General features: G+C 58.5%; 20 protein-coding genes. 13 read left to right on the top strand and 7 right to left on the bottom strand.

Annotated features, from left to right (window positions below):
• Position 1: 1 nt before the first annotated feature.
• The 3 genes from BM155_RS01770 to BM155_RS01780 form a co-directional block, all read right to left on the bottom strand.
• Positions 2-1,756, bottom strand: a complete 1,755-nt coding sequence (locus BM155_RS01770; RefSeq protein ID WP_067152456.1) for a sugar phosphorylase — start codon at positions 1,754-1,756, stop codon at positions 2-4.
• A 3-nt stretch (positions 1,757-1,759) separates the two neighbouring features.
• A complete protein-coding gene (locus tag BM155_RS01775; protein WP_074900768.1) occupies positions 1,760-2,983 on the bottom strand; it encodes a glycosyltransferase family protein in 1,224 nt (407 codons plus the stop codon).
• A gap of 283 nt (positions 2,984-3,266) precedes the next feature.
• Positions 3,267-4,103 (bottom strand): HAD-IIB family hydrolase, encoded by an 837-nt coding sequence (locus BM155_RS01780; RefSeq protein WP_074900770.1) that lies wholly within the window; start codon positions 4,101-4,103, stop codon positions 3,267-3,269.
• A 262-nt stretch (positions 4,104-4,365) separates the two neighbouring features.
• On the opposite strand from BM155_RS01780, the gene BM155_RS01785 reads away from it, so the two are divergent.
• Positions 4,366-4,659: a DUF3175 domain-containing protein gene (locus BM155_RS01785; RefSeq protein ID WP_175487737.1), complete on the top strand. Its 294-nt coding sequence runs from the start codon at positions 4,366-4,368 to the stop codon at positions 4,657-4,659.
• 43 nt (positions 4,660-4,702) lie between these two features.
• On the opposite strand, the gene sppA is transcribed toward BM155_RS01785, so the two are convergent.
• The 4 genes from sppA to arsC form a co-directional block, all read right to left on the bottom strand.
• Positions 4,703-6,565: a signal peptide peptidase SppA gene (gene sppA / locus BM155_RS01790; protein ID WP_067152464.1), complete on the bottom strand. Its 1,863-nt coding sequence runs from the start codon at positions 6,563-6,565 to the stop codon at positions 4,703-4,705.
• Positions 6,566-6,688: 123 nt separating this feature from the next.
• Positions 6,689-7,048: a DUF2069 domain-containing protein gene (locus BM155_RS01795; protein WP_074900774.1), complete on the bottom strand. Its 360-nt coding sequence runs from the start codon at positions 7,046-7,048 to the stop codon at positions 6,689-6,691.
• A complete protein-coding gene (gene wrbA, locus BM155_RS01800) occupies positions 7,045-7,662 on the bottom strand; it encodes an NAD(P)H:quinone oxidoreductase (RefSeq protein ID WP_067152468.1) in 618 nt (205 codons plus the stop codon). The genes BM155_RS01795 and wrbA overlap by 4 nt, the downstream gene beginning before the upstream one ends.
• Complete coding sequence (gene arsC / locus BM155_RS01805) at positions 7,662-8,006, bottom strand: arsenate reductase (glutaredoxin) (RefSeq protein WP_067152470.1); 345 nt, start codon at positions 8,004-8,006, stop codon at positions 7,662-7,664. Before arsC ends, wrbA begins: the two co-directional genes overlap by 1 nt.
• 302 nt (positions 8,007-8,308) lie before the next feature.
• On the opposite strand from arsC, the gene BM155_RS01810 reads away from it, so the two are divergent.
• From BM155_RS01810 to BM155_RS01865, 12 genes are all read left to right on the top strand, one after another.
• Positions 8,309-9,676, top strand: a complete 1,368-nt coding sequence (locus tag BM155_RS01810) for a YihY family inner membrane protein (RefSeq protein ID WP_067152472.1) — start codon at positions 8,309-8,311, stop codon at positions 9,674-9,676.
• Between the two features lie 13 nt (positions 9,677-9,689).
• Positions 9,690-10,064: a TlpA family protein disulfide reductase gene (locus BM155_RS01815; protein WP_083421047.1), complete on the top strand. Its 375-nt coding sequence runs from the start codon at positions 9,690-9,692 to the stop codon at positions 10,062-10,064.
• A gap of 89 nt (positions 10,065-10,153) precedes the next feature.
• Positions 10,154-11,518 (top strand): L-cystine transporter, encoded by a 1,365-nt coding sequence (locus BM155_RS01820; protein WP_067152474.1) that lies wholly within the window; start codon positions 10,154-10,156, stop codon positions 11,516-11,518.
• A gap of 112 nt (positions 11,519-11,630) precedes the next feature.
• Positions 11,631-12,005, top strand: a complete 375-nt coding sequence (locus BM155_RS01825; protein WP_067152476.1) for a hypothetical protein — start codon at positions 11,631-11,633, stop codon at positions 12,003-12,005.
• 288 nt (positions 12,006-12,293) lie between these two features.
• Positions 12,294-12,821: an RNA polymerase sigma factor gene (locus tag BM155_RS01830; protein WP_067152478.1), complete on the top strand. Its 528-nt coding sequence runs from the start codon at positions 12,294-12,296 to the stop codon at positions 12,819-12,821.
• Positions 12,818-13,174 (top strand): hypothetical protein, encoded by a 357-nt coding sequence (locus BM155_RS01835; RefSeq protein WP_074900776.1) that lies wholly within the window; start codon positions 12,818-12,820, stop codon positions 13,172-13,174. The genes BM155_RS01830 and BM155_RS01835 overlap by 4 nt, the downstream gene beginning before the upstream one ends.
• Positions 13,158-13,403 (top strand): hypothetical protein, encoded by a 246-nt coding sequence (locus BM155_RS01840; protein WP_067152482.1) that lies wholly within the window; start codon positions 13,158-13,160, stop codon positions 13,401-13,403. Before BM155_RS01835 ends, BM155_RS01840 begins: the two co-directional genes overlap by 17 nt.
• Positions 13,396-13,827 carry a DUF3106 domain-containing protein gene (locus BM155_RS01845; RefSeq protein WP_067152484.1) on the top strand — a complete coding sequence of 144 codons (432 nt, stop codon included), beginning with the start codon at positions 13,396-13,398 and terminating at the stop codon, positions 13,825-13,827. Before BM155_RS01840 ends, BM155_RS01845 begins: the two co-directional genes overlap by 8 nt.
• An 80-nt stretch (positions 13,828-13,907) precedes the next feature.
• Positions 13,908-14,471 carry a glycine zipper 2TM domain-containing protein gene (locus tag BM155_RS01850; RefSeq protein WP_067152486.1) on the top strand — a complete coding sequence of 188 codons (564 nt, stop codon included), beginning with the start codon at positions 13,908-13,910 and terminating at the stop codon, positions 14,469-14,471.
• Positions 14,472-14,519: 48 nt separating this feature from the next.
• Positions 14,520-14,843 carry a PepSY domain-containing protein gene (locus BM155_RS01855; protein ID WP_067152488.1) on the top strand — a complete coding sequence of 108 codons (324 nt, stop codon included), beginning with the start codon at positions 14,520-14,522 and terminating at the stop codon, positions 14,841-14,843.
• A gap of 45 nt (positions 14,844-14,888) precedes the next feature.
• Entirely contained in the window at positions 14,889-15,563 is a 675-nt protein-coding gene (locus BM155_RS01860) for a response regulator transcription factor (RefSeq protein ID WP_067157545.1), read from the top strand.
• 6 nt (positions 15,564-15,569) lie between these two features.
• Positions 15,570-16,916, top strand: coding sequence for an ATP-binding protein (locus tag BM155_RS01865; RefSeq protein ID WP_067152490.1), 1,347 nt, complete (start codon positions 15,570-15,572; stop codon positions 16,914-16,916).
• Positions 16,917-17,077: the final 161 nt, after the last annotated feature.

Genomic DNA, 17,077 nt, shown 5'->3' on the forward strand with positions numbered 1-17,077 from the left:
CTTACCAGCGGTTGGTGATCCATAGTGTCTGATAGGGTTTCAGTTCGATAGTGCCCAGCATATCCTCGAATATCTGATCGCCGATCAGATCCTTCCACCGGTCCGCGCCGACCAGATTGATACTGGAAAGAGGCACTGTCTGCCGCTCATCGGAAATATTATTCAGACAGAAGATATTCTGGCGACGGTTCATGCTCTGACGCCAGAAGGCGAATATCTGTTCGCCCAGCTGTAGGGCAAATTGAGCGGCGTTGGGATGGAAGGCGGGCTGTTCGCGGCGCAGTTGAATCAGGCGACGCAACCGGTAGAAGACCTTGTGATGATGGCTATCGGGGTCGGCGAGCTTTGCATTGAGTTCCGATTCCTGCCACTGGCGCCGGTTGATGGCGCGGTTGTGGCCGTGCGCCTCCATGCGCGCGTAGTCATTGGTCGTGCCCACCAGACTGTGGAGGTAGAAGGCGGGAATGCCCTCGAGCGCCAGCATTATCGCGTGGGCACAGATAAAGCGCTCCATCTGCCAGCGGTCTTCGCCGGCTGTCGTACCCTTCATGGCGTCGAAGAGGGAAATGTTGATCTCGTAAGGTTTCCGGCTGCCGTCGTCCAGGGCGCGCCAAGAGACCTGCCCACCGAAATTTTCCATTGTCTGGATCAGCACTTCCTGTTCTTCTTCGCTGAGCAGCCCTTCCGCGGGGCGCAGACCTATGCCGTCGTGCGAGGCGATGAAATTGAGGTAGGTGGTGCCGTTGCGTGTCGGCGGCATACCCATAAGCCAGCTATTTAAGTGCCGACAGTTGCCACTGACCAGCGTGTTGACCAGCAGCGGGGGCAGGGGAAAGTTGTAAATACAGTGGGCCTCATTGGCGTTGCCGAAGTAGGAAAGGTTTTCCCGCATGGGGATATTGGTTTCGGTAATAATTACCGCGTTCGGATCCGCGTGCTCGATCAAGGTGCGCAGCAGGCGTATTATCTCGTGGGTTTCTTCTAAGTTGATACAACTGGTACCGATTTTTTTCCAGAGAAAGGCAACCGCATCCAGGCGAAAAATACGCACACCCATATCCAGATAAAAGCGCACTATATGCACAATTTCCAGAAGTACCTGTGGGTTGTGGAAATTTAGGTCTATTTGATCGTGGCTGAAGGTACACCAGACATATTCACAGCCGTCGCCCCTGGGGACAGCCCGTAGCAGTGGTGTGGTCCTGGGACGTACGACATTGGAAAGGTCTTCGTCGGGCGATGCGGTAATAAAATAATCCCGCCCTGGTGATTTACCCTCCTGAAAATTGCGGAACCAACGATGTAATGAAGAGCAGTGGTTGATCACCAAGTCCGCCATCAAATGGAAATCAGTACTGATACGCAGTATGTCATTCCAGTCTCCCAGTGCCGGATCTACCCGCTTATAGTTGATCACCGCGAAGCCGTCATCACTGGAATAGGGAAAGAAGGGGAGTATGTGCACGCTGTTAATCAGCATGGTGAAATGGGTTTTGAGAAAGTGGTGCAGTGCCTTTAGTGGGTGCTGTTTTTCACTGAGAATAGTGTTGCCGTAGGTGATCACCATCACATCGGTTTCATCCCACAAATTTTTGTGTGGCAGAGGGCTTTGGCAATCCTCGTCCAGGCGCATAGTGTGCATCAACCGCTTTGCCAGAGATTTTCCGTCTCTGTGCGGATAGATCACTGATAAGTGATCGCACAGTTTCTTGAAAATAATTTCCTGTGGGTGTTCCTGTGATGATATGTGGGTCATGAGTTATTCGCCGTAGTCCTCTAGGTCCGCTTCCACCGCTGCTCGCAGCTCCTGAAGAAAACCCGGTGCAGCGCTGCTGATGCGGCTCCAGCTCGGAATAAAAGGGGTTTCCATTGGATTGTCGAGAAACGCCTGACCGGCTTTCATCAGGTTTCGGGCAAAAAGTTCCACTGTCTGCTCTTCTCTATGAATGTCGAAACTCAAACCATTGATGATAGCGTCGTTGCGGTATGTCTCCACGAAATCCAGAGCGATGCGGAAGTAAGTGGCCTTGATGGAGCGGAATATCTCGTTAGAGAAAACGATCCCTTGGGTGGCCAGTTTGCGGAACAGAGACTTGGCGATATCGATGGACATTTTTGACAGGCCGCCCTGGTCGTCGTGAAAGGAAACTGATTGGTGCTTGTGATCGTAGCAGTGTGCGATATCCACCTGACACAGATGATTAGTGGAAAAATTGCGGTACATCTCCGACAGTACGCCGATTTCCAGGCCCCAGTCACTGGGAATATGCAGGTCGTTGATAACGTCGCGGCGGAAGGAAAATTCTCCGGCCAGGGCGTAGCGGAAGCTGTCCATGTAGTTGAGGTAGTCTGTGTAGCCGTAGATTTTTTGCAAGGTGCGGATCAGCGGGGTGACCAGCAGGCGGCAGACACGGCCGTTGATTTTTCCCGAGGCGACCCGGGAGTAATATCCCTTGCAGAATTCGTAGCTGAAATTGGGGTTGGCCACCGGGTAGAAGAGGCGGGCTAAAAGGTTTCGATCGTAGGTGAGAATGTCGCAGTCGTGCAGCGCCACCGCTTCTCCCTTTCCTGAGGCGAGGATATAGCCGAGGCAGTACCAGACATTGCGCCCTTTACCGGGTTCCATCGGGGCCAGACCGCGTTCCTGGAGTTTTGCGTCCAGTTCGCGCAGGCGCGGGCCGTCGTTCCAGAGTACCCGCACCTGCTGGGGCAGGCGGCGGAACTGGCGCAGTGCGTCCCGATATTGCGATTCGTCGGCCCGGTCCAGGCCGATGACAATTTCCGAGAGGTAGGGCACCTGTGCCAACTCATCGAGAATTTTGGGCAGTGCCTCGCCCTCCAGCTCCGAGTAGAGTGAAGGTAACAGCAGAGACATGGGTCTTTGATGGGAAAATTCCAGCAGTTCGCGCTCCATGTCCTCAAGGGGGCGGTTGCACAGATTGTGCAGAGTGGTGATGGATCCATTTTGAAAAAAGTCAGTCACGGGAGACTCCTGGTCGGCTTGTCGGGATTTCCGCGTTTTCTCGCGCTGATTTCATAGAAATATTGGTTATGGAAGCTCTGATTAATTCATTCGCTGGCGGTAACATTTCTCTGGGGCCAGATGAGAAGCTCGAGTAATGGGATGGATATTTCGAAACCGACGGATACAAGGATGTATCCGTCGTAGCTACAGGGCAGTACTCATGCGTTTTCGAAATGTCCATCCCATTGCCTGAGCGCCCCGGAGCCAACCATAGTTTTCTCGCGAATTAATCAGAGATTCCTTATGAAAATAATTGGCCTACGACTTCCCGCCAGCCCGCTGGGCCGATGGCGTCGCTGATTATTACCCGCCGCTTGTCGCTCGCCGCCAATTGCGGTGGAGGGCGGTGGGGGGCGCGGATAATGACGGCGATATCCGCTAGCTTCAGCATATCCAGATCATTGGGGCTGTCCCCGGCGGCGATCAGCCGGTAGTCGGTGTGTCTGTATTTGCGGTAGCAGTCGAGCAGCGCCAGGGTCGCCGCACCCTTGTCCGTGGGGCCGAGCAAATGCAGAAAGCGGCCGCCCTGTAACGTGGAGAGTCCGGCCGCAGCGGCGCGGGTGGTGAAGGAGCGCTTTTCTTCCCTCGTCCCCAGCCACAGCAGAGGCTCGGAGTAGTCGCGGTTTTGCGCCGCCAGAGCCTGCTGCTCCGTAAGGCCGGTGGCTGCAACGATCTCTTCGCAGGTGGCGGCGGAAAAACTCAAGTAGGGGGCGCCGTATTCCGTGGCGTCAGCGCGCAAAAAGGCCCGTAGCTGTTCTCGCGGCAATCCCGTTTCGATCAGCCAGAAATTATTTCGCTTGCGCGCAGTTTCGGGTTGCGCGGGGAAATAATTGGCGGGGATGAAAATCGCTGACCCGTTTTCGACGATAAACGGGTGTTCGTTGTGCAGCTGGCGGCGGAGCTCCAGCATTTCCGCGAAGGTTTTGCTGCTGTTTAGAATGACCGGTACCTGCCGCTGCTCCAGCTGCAGCAGCAGCCGGTCAACCGGGGCATGGGAATAGTCGTGGTGATCCAGCAGCGTGCCATCCAGATCGCTGGTAATCAGCCAGGGACCCTCGAAGAGGTTATTTTTTGTCATCACCTGAGCGGATTGCTTCGTTTCAATTCCTTTTGTTCCAAAAATAGTGCCAGCCGGAAACTTTGGGCTGTTTTGGCGCCTGAAGGCTGGCGAATGGCGTGATCGGCGACCTCAACCGGAAAAATTCAGGATGAATATCGCACTGTTTTGGTGAGTACAGTCAGAGCGAGCACATGCGTTGCACCAATTTGGCCTTGGTCTTGGGCCCGCGCGCGAGGGACCATACAGTGTCGGGTATCGGCGTGGTTTGGGAAGGTTGATTGTGGCGGAGATTAAACCCGGCAACTGGTCCCACAAGTTAGCGGAGACCAGCGACGCACTGGATCTGGAGCCGGGGGTATTCACCTTGGAAGATCCCCGGGCCATAGCGCGCTCCCTGCGGCGCTCGGCGGAGCGGAGCAGGCGCCGTAAAACAGACCCTTTCCGCTCGGCGATGTCGATGCTGAACTACTACATCAATCGCGCCGGGTGCAAATTGCCGGAGGAACGGCGCCGCCATCTGGAAGCGGCGAAAGACGAGCTGCGCGCGCTCTACGGCCGCCCGCGTCGGCGTTGAGAAGAGGGCGCCGGTGCAATGTGGCAGCCCTCAGGGCGGAGCGTCAGGGGGCCTGGCAGGCTAGGCAGCGCACATAGAGGGCGCGGGGGTCGCGGTAGGTCTGCAGTTCGGCCACAGGTGCCAGGCTGGGTTGCAGGGCGTTGAACCAGGCCCCGAGTGGCAGATTGTCTTTGATGCCGGCGTCGATGCGGGCATCCACATTGTCTGCCAGGGCGCGCAGGAATCTTTCGCCCGGTGTCAGCTCGCGCTGAATTTCCACTACTTCATAATCTTCCACATCGGCCAGTTGAGCGGCACCGGCGATGGCGTCGTTCAGATTGCCCAGCTCATCCACCAGTCCCAGCTGCTGTGCGGCGCGGCCGGTCCAAACCTGCCCTTGGGCTATCTTGTGCACTTCCTTGGGGGTGCTGCCACGCGCTTCCGCGACGATGCGCAGGAAGCGCGCATAGGTGTTTTCCACCCCCTGTTGCAGCAGGCTGGCGGCACTTTCCGGCAGCGGCCTGTCGATGCGCATGGCGCCTGCCAGGTCCGAGGTGCCGATACCGTCGTTATAGATACCGAGCTTTTCCAGGGACTCCTCAAAAGTGGGGAAGGCCCCGAACACACCGATGGAGCCGGTAATGGTGGAGGGGGAAGCCCAGATGCGATCGGCACCGGTAGCTATCCAGTAGCCGCCGGAAGCGGCGACACTGCCCATGGAGATCACCACCGGGATATTCGCTTCGCGGGTGGCGAGCAATTCCTGGCGAATGGCCTCGGACGCAAAGGCGGAGCCGCCGCCGCTGTCGATGCGCAGGACCAGGGCGTTGACTTTCTTTTCCCGTGCCTTGGCGATCAGCTCGCCCAGTGTCTCGCTGCCGATCTGCCCCGCCGGAGCTTCTCCATCAATAATGGTCCCGCTGGCGGAGATCAGGCCTATCTTGGCCGTGCCCGCGCCGGGTCGGGGAATCTGCTTGAGCTTTTGGTGGCGCAGGTATGCGAGGGCATCGACGGATTTGTAGTCATCCGTTTTGTCCTCGGAGCCGATTTCCTCGCGCAGTTCATCGATGGCCACACGGCGGCTGGCAAGCTGGTCCACCAGCTTGTTGGCCAGGGCGGCTTCGGCCCAGCTGCCGTCGTGCTCCTTCAGCTGTTGCGGCAGAGTATCGATAAAGGTGTCGATTGCCTCCGGCGGCAGGTTGCGCAGGCCGGTCACCTGTTCTGTGTACTCGCTCCAGAGTTGGTGCAGCCAGCGCTGATTGTTTTCGCGCGAGGCGGGGGACATATCATCGCGAGTGTAGGGCTCTATAAAATCTTTGTAGTCCCCCACGCGGAACACGTGGAAGTTGACCTCGAGTTTGTCCAGCGCGCTCTTGTAGTAGTTGCGGTAGATGCCAAAACCGGTCAGCAATACCGATCCCATGGGGTTCAGATAAATTTTGTCTGCGTGACTGGCGAGGAAGTACTGGGCTTGGGTGTAATTGTCGCCGATGGCATAGACGGGCTTGCCGGCGGCTTTGAAGCGCTGCAGCGCTGCACCCACCTCTTCCAGCTTACTCAGGTTGGCCCCCACCAGATAATCGAGTTCCAGAACCAGGGAGGAGATGCGGTTGTCCTTGGCCGCATTGTCGATGGCATCCACCAAGTCCTTGACGCGCACTTCTGTCGGTCCCGACGGGCCGCCGAAAAAGTCCATACCGGAGGGGCGGCTAAGCTCGTCCACCAGAAAACCGCTGGGGGCGACCCTCAGGGCGGAGCCCTGGGGAATGGTCAGCTGGTCTTCCTTGCTGAATATAGCGATCCCGATAAACAACAACAGCAACAGGAACAATAGGTTGGTAAAGACGCGGCGCAACCAGGTGATGGTACCGCCGATGGCAGCGAAGAAACCGCGTATAAATCCTTTTGGGTGAGCTGTATTTGTCAAACCTCAACACTCCTTGGGGCAGTTAACTGTTCGGCCGCCAGCAGGCGGGGATTCCCGCCGTGCGCAACCGGGCTGTCGGCGGCTCCGCTCCGCTGCGGCATCATGGTTCAGCGGAGGGTTCCTTTACTGCATGCGCTGCCAGCGGCTGGTCATCATTGCGGAGAAGAATAGGGTAAGGCTTAACAGCAGCAATAGGCCATGCTGCCAGCCGCGCCCGGGCATCATTACATCGACAATGCTGGCGGTAATGTAAAGCAGCAGAATAAAACATAACCACAAATAGCTGCGGTAGTGGCCCTTGAGTAGTCCGGGTAACACGAGTAGTAGCGGAAAGGTCTGTAATAGCCACCACTTCAGCGAACCGCCGGGCAGGAACAGGTTCCAGACCGCGAACAGTAACATCAGGCCGCTGTAACAGGCCCAGTTCAAGTAGCGGGCGATACGCAGCTTGCGCGCAATCTTGTTATTTGCCGAGTCAGTCAAGCGGTTTCCTCCGGGTTGCCGGCAAGGCTGCGGGCCAGATGGCCGATACGGGCCCCCAGGGCACGGCAGAGGGCGGTTTCGTCTTCACTCAACTCGCCGCTGTCGCTGCCGCCGGACCAGTGGGAGGCACCATAAGGGGTACCGCCGCTTCTGGTGTGAGTCAGTGCCGCCTCTGAGTAGGGAATGCCGGAGATGACCATTCCGTGATGCAGGAGCGGCAGCATCATGGAGAGCAGGGTACTCTCCTGGCCCCCGTGGAGGCTACCGGTGGCGGTGAAGACAGCGGCGGGTTTGCCGGACAGGCTGCCCTCGAGCCAGATATCACTGGTTTGGTCGAGAAAGTGACGCAGAGGCGCCGCCATATTGCCAAAACGCGTGGGACTGCCGAGTAGCAGGCCGGCGCAGTGGCGCAGGTCATCGCCGGTACAGTAAGGGGCGCCTTCGCTGGGTACCGGCGGCAGGCTGGCGTCAGTATCCGGGGACACGGTGGGCACGGTGCGCAGGCGCGCGGCCAGGCCGCTGGATTCGACGCCCCGGGCCAGCTCCGCGGCCATTTTCGCGGTGGCGCCAGTACGGCTGTAATAGAGAATCAGCACATAGGCTTCGCCGGCCATCAAAGCAGCTCCAGTACGTTTTCCGGCGGCCGGCCGAGTACAGCCCGGTCGCCTTTCACGACAATGGGGCGCTGGATCAGTTTGGGATGCGCCACCATGGCGTCGAGTAACTGCTCATCGGACAGACTGGTGTCCTTTAGCTGCAGTGCTTTATAGGCGTCCTCGCCGGTGCGCAGCAGGTCGCGCGCACTTATTCCGAGCATGCTCAGCAAATTGGTCAAGGCTTCCTTGCTCGGCGGTGTTTCCAGGTAAAGAACCACTTCCGGTTCAATACCATTGTCCTGCAATAACTGCAGGGTTTGACGGGATTTTGAACAACGAGGGTTGTGGTAAATCGTCCACATTATGGCGGTATCCTGTTAAGGTTTGGCGTATTCTAACTGAATAGCGCGTTTATTTCGCTTGGGGTATCTCTGATTGTTTTTCGCGGGCGCTTCGTTGGTTCCGGGGCGCTCAGGTAGTGGGATGGCCATTGCGAAAATGCGCGGGTGCCGCCCTAGCGCCGCCGGATACCTCCTTGTGTCCGCCGGTCTTGAGAGGCCCTGTGCAGCACTTGCACTTTCAACCCCGGTTGCCGGGGGGCGCCCGGGGGCATAAAACAGGTTTCCCCAAGTCGGCAGAACGAACAACAAAAACGGAAACAGTCATGACAGAACTGGTGCGCCGCTGGCGCCGCTTTTTCACTTCCCTGTGGGCTCTGTTCAACGAGAAAAATTGCCGCCAGAGCGCCGCGGCACTTACTTATATGACGCTGTTCGCCATAGTGCCGCTGGTAACGGTCAGCTATTCCATGCTGTCTTTGTTTCCGGATTTTGCCGGTCTGGAAAGCAAGTTGCAGGAGCAGATTTTTTCCCACTTCGTACCGGAGAGCGGGCGCGAGGTACAGGAGTATATCAGTAGCTTTTCCTCCCAGGCTCAGCGCCTTACCGGTGTCGGCATTGCGATACTGTTGGTGACCGCGGGGTTGATGTTGCGCAATATCGAAGAGACGTTCAACGCGATCTGGGATATTCCGCGAGGGCGCAGCGGAATTTCCAGTTTTCTGCTCTACTGGGCCATTTTAAGCCTGGGGCCGATTTTGCTCGGTGCCGGTATGGCGGCCACCACTTATCTCTTTTCTCAAAAACTGTTTCTGCCGGAGGGGGATACCCTTGGCCTGTTGCCGATTGTGCTGCGGGTATTGCCGTGGATATTTACCGCCATCGCCTTCACCCTGCTGTTTATCGCGGTACCCAATTGTCGGGTACCACTGCGTCACGGTTTGGTCGGCGGCGTGATTACCGCTTTTGCGTTTGAAGTGGCCAAATATCTTTTCGGGCTGTTGGTAGCGCGCAGTTCTGTGCAAGTGATTTATGGTGCCTTCGCCTTTGTTCCCCTGTTCCTGATCTGGATCTACCTGATGTGGATCATCGTACTGGCCGGCTGCGTGCTGGTGCGCACGCTCACCGCCTATCATGCGGCCACCCACGGTAGAAGCTATTCGGATGTGGAAGCGACGCTGGTGTTGTTGTGGGCGTTGTTCAAAAAATACCGGCGCGGTTTGCCGCTGGGAGAAGAGGATATCTCCCGCGCGGGGATCAAACCTGCCCAGTGGCGGCATATCCGCCAAGTGTTACAGGACCACAAGCTGATCACCCAGACGGAGCGCAATGATTATGTGCTGGCGCGAGATCTGGATTCCCTGTCGCTGATGGATCTGGTTGAATGGCTCAGCCCCGCACCCATGGCGGCGCGAAGCCACTGTGACCTGCAAAGGTTGCCCTGGTACAGTGCAGTGGAACAGCGCTTTGCGGAATCGCGGCAGTATGCTGGTGAACAGCTGTCGCTGGGGTTGGGTGAGTTATTCCGCAGTGCGTTGGAAGGCGAGCTTGCTGCAGGTGCCGACGAGGCACACGGGGAAAAAAAGAGCAAGAGTAGACGCGGAGGGGGTAAGCGTGGATCCACAAACGGGAAATCAGAAGACGATTCTGTGGGCAGCCTTACTGTGCTTGGCCGCGGCAATAAGCGGCTGTGATTCCGGCGAGCGGATGCTCTCTGTTGACGGCGAGGGGCTCGAACCGGCCGGCCGGGTGTTGCTGGTCAATTACTGGGCCGAGTGGTGTGCGCCCTGTCGGGAGGAGATTCCCGCACTGAATACACTAGCCCAAAGCGCGGAGACAGTGTTGGTCGTAGGCATCAATTATGACGCCTTACCTGCCGAGCAAACGCGGACGCAGATGGAAAAGCTGGGCATCGTCTTTCCGGTTTTGGTGGAGGAACCGCCTTACCGCTGGGGACAGCCCCGCCCGGACATATTGCCGAGTACTTTTGTGATCGACCCGGATGGCCAGTGGCGGGAGACGCTGGTCGGGCCGCAAACCCTTGAGCAGTTGAAGGCGGCGGTGGAGCGAAGCCGCTTATAGCGCTATAACAAATGCAACTATAGGGTCGTCGCCCGTCACTGTTAGCATGCCGCGACTTTTTCACAGTGACCGGACGGAACCCTCACAACATGCAATTGAGTTCGCTGCTTTTCTTACTCATCTTTTTCATACTGTTCTGGCCCTTGTACCGCTGGCATAGGAGTCGGGCGTCTCTGGCGCCGGCGGTATTCGCCGGGCTGACACTGGGAGTCCTGTTCGGCGGTCTGTTGCAAGTGGCGCGCGGCTGGGGTGTGGTGCCCGCGGAATTATTGCCGTGGATAAGCATGGTGGGCGACAGCTATGTCAATCTGCTACACCTGTTGGTGATGCCGCTGGTGCTCATCTCGATTCTCGCCGCGGTGGTCAAAGTAAGCCACACTCAGGCACTGGGCAAAATCAGTGTTTCGGTGCTGGCAGTGTTACTCGGCACCACGGCAATCGCGGCTCTGATCGGCGTCGCCATGGCGCTGTTGTTTGATCTTTCTGCTGCCGGGTTGGTAGAGGGCGCCCGTGAAGCGGCTCGGGTTGAGGTGCTCAACGAGCGCATAGGAAGGGTCACGGGTCTTAGCCTTCCTGAAATCCTTACTTCTTTCGTCCCCAAAAATATTTTCTTCGATCTGAGCGGCGCGCGTGATACTTCCGTGATCGCTGTGGTGATCTTTGCCGTGCTCTTGGGGGTGGCGGCGCTGGCGGTGCGTCGGGAGTTTCCGCAGGAGGGGGCCGAGATAGAGCGTTTCGTCCATGTGGCTCAGGTGTGGGTGATGAAACTGGTGCGGCTGATTATGGCTTTTACGCCCTATGGGGTTATGGCCCTGGTGGCCGGTCTCATTGCCAAGTCCAGCTGGGCGGATATTCTCAATTTGTTCAATTTCGTCGTAGCCTCCTTCGCCGCGATTGCGCTGATGTTCCTGGTGCATGGCCTGCTGTTACTTGTTAACGGCATCAGCCCGCTGCGCTATTTTTCCAAGGTGTGGCCTGTGCTGGTGTTCGCTTTCAGCTCCCGCTCCAGCGCCGCCACCATTCCCCTCAATGTGGAGACGCAGGTAGAGGCGCTGCGCAATTCTCCCGCTATTGCCAATTTCTCCGCTTCCTTCGGTGCCACCATCGGCCAGAATGGCTGCGCCGGTATTTATCCGGCGATGCTGGCGGTTATGGTGGCGCTGCCCATGGGCGTCGATGTGCTGGACCCGGTGTGGCTCGCCACCCTGGTGGCGGTGGTGGTGATCAGCTCTTTTGGTATCGCCGGTGTCGGAGGTGGGGCCACATTTGCCGCGCTGGTGGTGTTGCCGGCCATGGGGCTGCCGGTGACCATCGCCGCGCTGCTGATATCCGTGGAACCACTGATCGATATGGCTCGCACCGCGCTAAACGTCAACGGCGCCATGACCGCCGGCACCCTGACCCAGCGCTGGCTCGGCAGAGAAGTGCCGGGGCCGGAGATTATCGAAGGCTGAAAATGGTCAGTGCTCTCTGTCAACCGATTTCGCCTGTTGGCGTTATGGATGAGTGAAGTCGTTGAATCCGGCTCGTTTGAATCTCCATACAAATAAGCACAGGGAGCAAACTATGAAAAAACTGATTTTGCCCACAGTGGTTGCCGCCGGTCTGCTGTTTTCAACCCCATTGTTGGCGGACAGCGATGCCGCCGAGCGTTTAGACAATCGGGGTGACCGTATCGAAAATCGCCTCGACCGGAAGGGTGACCGCATCGACCAGCGCCTGGACAACAAAGGCGATCGCATCGATAGGCGCCTGGATCGCAAAGCCGAACGCGCGGAGGCCAATGGCAACGACAAACTGGCGGAGCGTCTGGATCGCAAGGGCGACCGCATCGACCGGCGCCTGGATAATAAAGGCGACCGCATCGACAACCGTCTGGACCGCAAAGGAGACCGCATAGACCGCCGTATGGACCGTCGTGGCCGGGCATTGAGCGATTAATGTCGGGTAATTTTGTTTTGTTCGCCCAGTCACTGGGTTTGGTTCCGGGGCGTTCGAGCCGCGGGGTAGGCATTGTGGCAAGGCGGAGGATTTCCCGCAGCACCGTCCGAGACGCTTCCGTCACGGACGGTTTGCAACGGCCATTCCATTACATGACTCCCTGGTACACATCGGCCAGAGATTGCACCGAACCCAGGGCGTGGAAGCCTCGAGAACTCAATCACGGCCGCTCGCTGTAATTGGCGGCAAAATGGAATTTTCTGCACGAAACAGCGTCGATCGGCATTCATGAATCAATTTCTGGCCTCGGTGGAACGGCGGGCATTTACTATGGCGAGGCTGGCAGTGGGCAATCCCGACGACGCCCTGGACATTGTGCAGGACGCCATGTTGGCCCTGGTGAAAAACTATCGCCACCGGGATAGGGCAGAGTGGAGGCCGCTTTTTTTCACCATCCTCAACAACCGCATTACCGACTGGCACCGCCGCCGCAATACGATCTCCCGCTGGCAATTGCTGAGGGAAAGACTGGTGGGAGACTCCGCCGAAGACGCCGAGCTTGACCCGGGTGATCTGCCGGGCCCACAGGCCGCCGCTCCGGATCGGGCGCTGATCAGTGAGCGTACACTGGACGCTATAGACTCGGCTGTGGGCCGATTGCCCCTGCGTCAGCAGCAGGCCTTTTTGTTGCGTTGTGTAGAGGGGTTTGATGTGGCGGAAACCGCCCGCGCCATGTCCTGTAGCGGCGGCAGTGTAAAGACCCACTTGTCCCGCGCGCTTGCCACACTGCGCAAACACCTGGAGGATTTGCGATGAAGCCGTCTGTCCCGAAATCCGACAGCAACCGACGCGTGATCGACGCCGCCCGCGAAGTGATGGCGCGTCGCGACCGCGAGCTGGACGGCGAGACGCTGGCGAGCCTGCGCTGCGCCCGCGCCCGAGCGCTGGAGGCGCAGCGTGTGCGGGCACCTGTATGGCTGCCCGCCGGTGCCGCGGTGGCCGCAGCTGTGGTGGTGGCGCTCTTGTGGACTCGTGCGCCCGAGCCGGAAGCGGAGCTTTTTGCCGGTGGTGAATGGTTGCTGGAGGATGGTATGGAAATCGAATTGATGGAGGAAATGGATTTCTACCAGTGGCTTGCAGAGGAGGCGCTGGATGATCACTCTTCCTGATCCGCGCCGACTGGGGCTTTTCCTGTTGCTTTTGCCTATTTCGCTCCTCGCAGCGGATCCGAAAGCACAATCCGCGTTGGATGCAGATTTTTTGCTGTTTCTGAACGAGTGGGTCGACGACTCGGGAGAAGTTTTCGAGCCCGATAACTTGGAGCCGTCGCGGGAAGTGCCGCCGAGTGAAACGGAAGAGGGGCAGGCGGCCCGACCACAGGAGGAAGGTGATGCTTAGATGGTTGATAGTAACGCTGACCGAGACTGTCGGCCTGGCGCTTCTCCTGTTCGCTGCGGGGGTAAGCGCGGCGGATTGGCAGAGTCTGAGCGACGGCGAGCGGCGCATTTTACAGCGCTTCGAGGAACGCTGGCCGGACCTCTCCGAGACACAACAGCAAAAGCTCCTCAACGGTGCCCGCCGCTGGGCGGCGATGACACCGGAGCAGCGCCAGCGGGCGCAGGAGCAATACCGCAAATGGCAGGATTTGCCACCAGAGCGCCGCAAAAAACTGCGGGAGGCATACCGGCGTTTCAAGGCGCTGCCGCCAGAGCAGCGCGCGCGCATCCTCAAGGCGCGCAAGAAATTTCGCCAGCTGTCCCCCGAGCAGCGGCGCTGGCTGCGCGAACAGTGGCGTCGGCGCAGGCTGAGTAATGAAGACTGATGTCAGCAGCGGAGATTCAGCTTCGATTCATTCCCCCAGCTTTAACCTTTCCCCGTCGATAATCTACGGGAGAAAGCACCGTGAAATACTACAAGCAGCTCCTCGTCGCCGCTCTGGTGGCCGGATTGGTGGGCTTTAGTGCCTGCGCCAGTGCTGGTGACAGCGGTTATTACCCCCACGATGGTTACGACTACGCTAGGGTGGTGAGCGCGACCCCAGTGTATACCGATGTCCAGGTGCAAACCCCGCGCACCCAGTGTTGGGACGAGCAGGTGGCCTACCGGCAGCCGGCCTCTCCGGCCGGAGCGGTAATCGGTGGCCTGATCGGCGCCGCTGTCGGCAACAAGCTGGGCAAAAACCGCCATCGCGGACATGGATACCGCCATCGCCACGACCGGGGGGCTTCCACCGTGGCCGGTGCGGCGGTCGGCGCGCTGGTGGGCCACCAGATCAGCAGCGCCAATGCGCCCACCCACTATGTGACGGAACAGCGCTGCCAAGTCGTGGAGGAAGTCACCACCCGGCGGGAACTGATCGGATACGACGTGCGCTACCGCTATAATGGCCGGGAATATCTGACTCGCACAGACCGGCATCCCGGCGATAGAATCAGGGTTCGCGTCGATGTCACGCCGGCTTGGTAACCGGCCTGTCGATACCGAAAAAATATTACCGTGCACAGGAGCCGCACCGTGAAAATCAATTGCGCCGCAATCCGGTCGTTTCCCCTAGTCATCGCACTGCTGATGAGCGTTCCAGCCGCGCAGCTGCAGGCGGCCGGCGCGCATGAACGGGGTGGCTTGCGGCCGGAGTTTTCCTTGGTGCAAAAAAAGGGCGGCGTGTCCCGGGACGAGGCAGCGGCCATCGTCAAACGCCGTTACGGTGGCAAGATACTGGCGATATCCGAGGTACAGCGCGACGGCCGCAAGGTCTACCGGGTAAAAGGACTGTCAAAAAAAAGCCAAGTCTATGTGGTTTACGTAGATAAACGGAGCGGGCGCATTTCCCGTTCTTGATTGAAGAATATTGAGTTTCAAACAGGTAAATTTTCAGGGGGCACCATGCGTGCACTGTTAGTAGAGGATGAGGTGCTGCTGCGGCAACAATTGGCAGAGTCCCTGCGCGGTGCCGGCTATACCGTGGACGAAGCGCCGGATGGTGAAGAAGCGCTCTACCTGGGGCGAGAATACCCCTACGACGTAGCGGTGATGGATCTGGGATTGCCGAAGATAGACGGTATTCAGGTCATTGAAACACTGCGTGCCGAAGACAAACACTTTCCGATCTTAATTCTCACTGCGCGCGGCCACTGGCAGGAACGGGTGGCGGGGCTAGAGGCCGGCGGTGACGACTATCTGGTAAAACCCTTTCATACCGAGGAGCTATTGGCGCGGCTGAACGCCCTGGTGCGCCGTTCCGCTGGTTTTTCCTCTCCAACTATTAAAGCGGGCCCTATCACCTTGGATACCAGTTCCCAACGGGTGCGGGTAAACGATACCGAGCTGGATCTGACCTCATTCGAATACAAGGTCCTGGAATACCTGATGCTGCATCCGGATGAGGTGGTTTCCAAAACCACTTTGACCGAGCACATTTACGAGCAGGACTGCGATCGCGACAGCAATGTCATAGAAGTATTTATCGGCCGTCTGCGCAAGAAATTCTCTGTGGCGGCGCAGCTGAAGCCGATCGAAACCCTGCGCGGCCGCGGTTACCGTTTTGTCGCCCCGGAATAGCAGCGCGTGCTCTCATTTTGGTTCGATTCCCTAAAGGGACGATTATCCCTTGTCACCAGCCTGATGCTGGTGGCCTTTCTGCTGGTGTTTTCGGGCGTGTTGGAACACGCCTATCGGAGTTCTCTGGATGAAGCCAAAGAGCGGGAGCTCCAGCTGCACGTGTACACGCTGCTGGCAGTGGCGGAACCCGAAGCGGGCACATTGAGCTTTCCTCCCCTGCTGCCGGAGCAGCGCTTCAACCAGCCGGATTCCGGGTTGGTGGGTGCGGTTACCGATGATCGGGGACGGGTTATTTGGCGCTCCGCGTCGTCCCTCGCATTGCCACAATTGCCCTCCCACCCACTACCTCAGGGGCGCCAAGCCTTTGGCCAGGTGACACTGCCCGGGGATGCCGGCCGCTATGTCAGCTTCCGCCAGGGGGTGGCCTGGGGACTGGATAACGAACAGCGCTTCACTTTTATCGTTATGGAAGATGCCGCGCCGCTGGCTGCGCAGGTGGAACAGTTCCGCTCTACCCTTTGGCGCTGGCTGGGACTGGGCGCGCTGTTGCTGGTGCTGATTCAGTGGCTGGTCTTGCGCTGGGGCCTGGCGCCGCTGCGATCCGTAACCCGTGGATTGCAGGAGATGCAACGGGGTGGCAGCGACCGTCTGGAGGGCAAATTTCCTGGCGAATTGCGTCCACTGACCGACAACCTGAACCTGTTGATTGAAAATGAGCGCCGCCAGCGGGAGAAAACCCGGCACACACTGGCAGACTTGGCGCACAGCCTCAAAACACCGTTGGCGGTACTCAAGGGACTGAATTTTTCCGGAGATCCGCGCGAAGCCTACAAGACCCTGATAGATCAGGTGCAGCGCATGGACAGCATTATCGGCTATCAGCTGAACCGCGCTGTTACCGGATCGCCAAAGTCGATATTGCGCGGTGTCCCCGTGGCACCGCTGGTGCAGAAAATCCTCGATGCACTGGAAAAGGTCTATCGCGAAACCCCCTGCAATGTGCAACTGAAATGCGACCAGCAGACCCGCTTTTATGGCGATGAGGGCGATCTGATGGAGCTGCTTGGCAACCTGCTCGACAACGGCTACAAATATGGCGGCGGAGAAATGGACGTGGCAATAGAAGGCCGCAACGATGGGCGTAAACTCCATATCCGAGTGGCCGACCGGGGGCCAGGCATGGACGAGGAAAAATGGCAGCAGGTCACCCAGCGCGGTGTGCGCGCCGACCAACAGCAACCGGGGCAGGGTATTGGCTTGGCGGTGGTCGTGGATATCGTGGAGAGTTACGAGGGCCAAATTTCCGCGGTGCCCCGCCCCGGGGGCGGCACTGAAATCAAAGTCGACCTATAGGCGGTAATGCCGCTGGAATCCTGTAGGGGCCCACTGTGTCCCCCGGGCTTGTCGCGGGGCTCTGCGCAGTCCTGCGGAGCGATCCCTATCTCAATCTGCTAGCGGGTCGCGCCTGTGGCATACTCTTGGCCCCAATCCCGAACAGACCAATTCAATGCAAG

Source organism: Microbulbifer thermotolerans (assembly GCF_900112305.1).
GTDB classification, from domain to species: Bacteria; Pseudomonadota; Gammaproteobacteria; order Pseudomonadales; family Cellvibrionaceae; genus Microbulbifer; species Microbulbifer thermotolerans.